The following is a 3,495-nucleotide window of genomic DNA, read 5'->3' as shown; positions in this document are numbered from 1 at the left end:
CCCGGACGCTCTGCGTCCAGTTGGCGAAGCAAGGTTCAAGTCTTGCGCAGTGGTGACGCGGAGCGTCACGGGATGCGTTCCCACGCAGAGCGTGGGAACGAGCATTAATAACCGAGACGGGCGACGGATTTTTCCGGGTGGCGGCGTTTAACCCGGGTAGGCCCGCCACTCAGGCGAAGGCCAATCTCATTGGGGAACCTTGCCATGTCCCGCCTATTCAAAGCTACGCTGGCCGCCACGTTGATGGCGGCTGCGTTGTCCGGTTGTATTGTCGAGCCTGTTCATCCGCGGCGCCCGCCGCCTTTGGTCGAGGTGGTGCCGGTGGCGCCGGCGCCAGGGTATCAGTGGGTGCGGGGGCACTATCGCTGGGGGAACGGGCAGTGGTTATGGGTGCCGGGGCATTGGCGGTACTGATCCACCACACGTTCAACTGCGACACCGAAACCCTGTGGGAGCTGGCTTGCCTGCGATGGCATCACCGCGGTCTTACTGACAGACCGAGGTGCCTGCATCGCGGGCAAGCCCGGCTCCCACAGGTGATAGGGGCTCTGTCAGGACTTTCCTGAATGTCTCCACCAGCGGCCGCAAGTTGATCCGATGCCACGCCGCCCACAGCGGCGTGGTGTAGGTCAGCCACGGCAGTTCTCGCAGCACAACGCCCGGCGGTGCATTGCGGCTCAAGCCCTTTTGCACCATCGCGACACCTAGCCCCGACGCCACCAACCCCAACGCGGTAAACGGCTCGCTGGCTTCCATCGGAATCTGCGGGGTAAACCCTGCCCGAATGCACGCCGCAACAAAGTCATCCGCCGGGTTTGCACCCGCTTTGCGCTGCACGCCAATCCATTGCTGCTCGGCCAGATGCTCAGGCAGCAACTCGCTGACGCTGGCCAGCGGATGCTGCTCGGGCAGCGCCAGCAGCATCGGATCGTCCAGCACTTGCAATGCCATCAGGTCCGGGTCATCCGCCGCCGGTGGTTCACCCACCAGAGCGATATCCAGGCTGCGTTGGCGCAGGCCTTCCAGCTGTTCGGCGGAGGGCAGGTTGTACAGGGCGATATGCACGTTGGGCCGCGCGTCACGCAGTACCTTCAGGGCGTTGGGCAGCACCCCCGCGTGCATGGCGTTTTCGATGTAGCCGATGCACAGTCCGCCTTCTTCGCCTTTACCCAATCGCCGGCCCAATGACTCCAGGCGGTTGGCGTGGGTCAGCAGCGCCTTGGTTTCGGCGAGGAACGTCTGGCCGTCGCGGGTCAGGCGGATGCGCTGTTGGCTGCGCTCGAACAGGGTCAGGCCCAGGCGCTCTTCCAATTGGGCAATCTGCCGGCTCAGGGGCGATTGGGAGATGTGCAACCGTTCGGCAGCACGCCCCACGTGTTCTTCTTCAGCGACTACAACGAAGTAGCGCAATTGGCGGAAGTCGATCATGTCAGACCTTAAGGGACTCAAGTTGGTCCAAGTATGTCTTGGACGGTCCGATCTCTGCAATCTACGATCTGCTCAACGGTCAACACAGCGACCTTGAACAATCTTGAGGATTTACCCCATGAGCTTGAAAGACAAACTGCCCGGCGTGCTGGGTTTTGGCACCGCCCCCTTGGGCAACATGTTCCGCGCGATTCCTGAAGAGGAGGCGCAAGCCACCGTTGAAGCAGCCTGGAACCAGGGCGTGCGTTACTTCGACACCGCACCGTTCTACGGCTCGGGCCTCTCGGAAATCCGCCTGGGCCAGGCCCTGTCCAAGTACAACCGTGACGACTATGTGCTCAGCACCAAGGTCGGCCGGGTGATCCTGGATGAAGTGGAAGAAAGCGCCCGCGACCTCGGCGAGAAAAGCGGCGTGTTTGAACATGGCCGGCCGAACAAGATGGTCAACGACTACAGCGCCGATGCCACCCTGCGCTCCATCGAAGACAGCCTCAACCGCCTGCAAACCGACCGCCTCGACATCGTGTGGATTCACGATATCGCCCAGGACTTCTACGGTGATCAATGGCTGGACTACTTCAATCAGGCGCGCACCGGTGCTTTCAAAGTACTGACCCGCCTGCGTGAAGAAGGCGTGATCAAGGCATGGGGCCTGGGCGTCAATCGGGTCGAGCCTTGCGAGTTGACCCTGGACCTGGCCGAAGCCCAGCCCGACGGTTTCCTGCTTGCCGGTCGCTACACCTTGCTCGACCATGAACGCGCCTTGCAGCGCTTGATGGATGCAGCCCAGGCGCAGAGCGTCGAGATCGTGGTCGGTGGCCCTTACAGCTCCGGGATCCTGGCGGGCGGCGCACATTTTGAGTACCAGAAAGCCAGCCCGGCGATCATCAGCAAGGTCGAGCAGATCAAGGCGATTGCCGCTGCCCATGGCGTGAGTGTGAAAGCCGCTGCACTGCAATTCTCCCTGGCCCACCCGGCAGTGGCGGCAGTGATTCCGGGTGCCAGTCGTCCGGGGCGCATTGCTGAAGACGTCGCGGCGTTGTCAGAGAAGATTCCCGCAGCCTTTTGGCAGGCCCTGCGCGAGGCACGATTGATTTCGGCCCGTGCACCGCTGCCGCTCTAACCACAGGAACGCGAACATGAAAATTGATATCAGTGGCAAAGTCGCAATCGTCAGTGGCAGCACCGCCGGCATAGGCCTGGGCATCAGCCAGGCGCTGGCGCAATCCGGCGCTACGGTGGTGGTGATCGGGCGTGAATCGGGCAAGGTCGACGAGGCGCTGGCGACCATTCGCCAGGCCGTGCCCGGCGCGGATCTGCGTGGGCTGGTGGCGGACCTCGGTACGGCCGAGGGCGCTGAAAAGCTGTTCGCCGCCGAGCCGCGCGCCGACATCCTGGTGAACAACCTCGGGATCTTCAACGACGTCGATTTCTTTGACGCTCCCGACAGCGAGTGGACGCGTTTCTACGAGGTCAACGTGATCTCCGGTGTGCGTTTGTCGCGGCATTACACGCCGGGCATGGTCGAGCAGGGCTGGGGCCGGGTGATCTTTGTGTCGTCGGAATCCGGGGTGGCAACGCCGGCTGACATGATCAATTACGGTGTGACCAAAAGCGCCAACCTGGCGGTGTCCCATGGCTTGGCCAAACGCCTGGCGGGCACCGGGGTGACGGTCAATGCGATCCTGCCGGGGCCGACCTTTACCGATGGCCTGGAGCACATGCTCAAGGACGCCGTGGCCAAGTCCGGGCGCAGTGCGCGGGACGAGGCCGATGTGTTTGTGCGCAATGCGCGGCCGACGTCGATCATCCAGCGCGCAGCGAATGTGGATGAAGTGGCGAATCTGGTGGCGTACATTGCTTCACCGTTGTCCTCTGCCACCACCGGTGCCGCGTTGCGGGTCGACGGCGGTGTTGTCGACAGCATGGCGATCTGATTTTTCTTGAATGGTTTGGAGTGTTAATCGTGGCAAAAGCATCTGCTGTTATTGAAATCCCGGTTTCGGCCGAACAGGTTTGGCAATTGGTCGGCGGCTTCAATTCGCTGCCGGACTGGCTGCCCTTTAT

The 3,495-nt window shown here is 62.3% G+C and carries 5 protein-coding genes; 4 read left to right on the top strand and 1 reads right to left on the bottom strand.

Annotated features, from left to right (window positions below):
- The first annotated feature begins 204 nt into the window (after positions 1-204).
- Positions 205-414 carry a YXWGXW repeat-containing protein gene (locus HX786_RS29375; protein WP_080673247.1) on the top strand — a complete coding sequence of 70 codons (210 nt, stop codon included), beginning with the start codon at positions 205-207 and terminating at the stop codon, positions 412-414.
- 72 nt (positions 415-486) lie between these two features.
- Here HX786_RS29375 and HX786_RS29370 read toward each other — a convergent pair whose 3' ends face one another.
- A complete protein-coding gene (locus tag HX786_RS29370) occupies positions 487-1,428 on the bottom strand; it encodes a LysR substrate-binding domain-containing protein (protein WP_008435969.1) in 942 nt (313 codons plus the stop codon).
- Between the two features lie 118 nt (positions 1,429-1,546).
- Here HX786_RS29370 and HX786_RS29365 point away from each other — a divergent pair, with 118 nt between their 5' ends.
- The 3 genes from HX786_RS29365 to HX786_RS32070 form a co-directional block, all read left to right on the top strand.
- Positions 1,547-2,551, top strand: a complete 1,005-nt coding sequence (locus HX786_RS29365) for an aldo/keto reductase (RefSeq protein ID WP_178912965.1) — start codon at positions 1,547-1,549, stop codon at positions 2,549-2,551.
- Between the two features lie 16 nt (positions 2,552-2,567).
- On the top strand, positions 2,568-3,365 hold the full coding sequence (locus tag HX786_RS29360; protein WP_003219722.1) for an SDR family NAD(P)-dependent oxidoreductase: 798 nt from the start codon (positions 2,568-2,570) through the stop codon (positions 3,363-3,365).
- Between the two features lie 29 nt (positions 3,366-3,394).
- A partial coding sequence (locus HX786_RS32070; RefSeq protein ID WP_178912964.1) for an SRPBCC family protein occupies positions 3,395-3,495 on the top strand: 101 nt, incomplete at its 3' end.

It is taken from the genome of Pseudomonas sp. 21615526 (assembly GCF_013386245.1).
In the GTDB taxonomy this organism is placed as follows: domain Bacteria; phylum Pseudomonadota; class Gammaproteobacteria; order Pseudomonadales; family Pseudomonadaceae; genus Aquipseudomonas.
Note: the sequence above shows the minus strand (reverse complement) of the source record. Positions and strands in the feature narration are given on the sequence as shown.

Bases quoted from the DNA above. Each gene is read 5' to 3' on its own strand.
- HX786_RS29375 (WP_080673247.1), top strand. From the start codon at position 205: ATGTCCCGCCTATTCAAAGCTACGCTGGCCGCCACGTTGATGGCGGCT.
- HX786_RS29370 (WP_008435969.1), bottom strand. From the start codon at position 1,428: ATGATCGACTTCCGCCAATTGCGCTACTTCGTTGTAGTCGCTGAAGAA.
- HX786_RS29365 (WP_178912965.1), top strand. From the start codon at position 1,547: ATGAGCTTGAAAGACAAACTGCCCGGCGTGCTGGGTTTTGGCACCGCC.
- HX786_RS29360 (WP_003219722.1), top strand. From the start codon at position 2,568: ATGAAAATTGATATCAGTGGCAAAGTCGCAATCGTCAGTGGCAGCACC.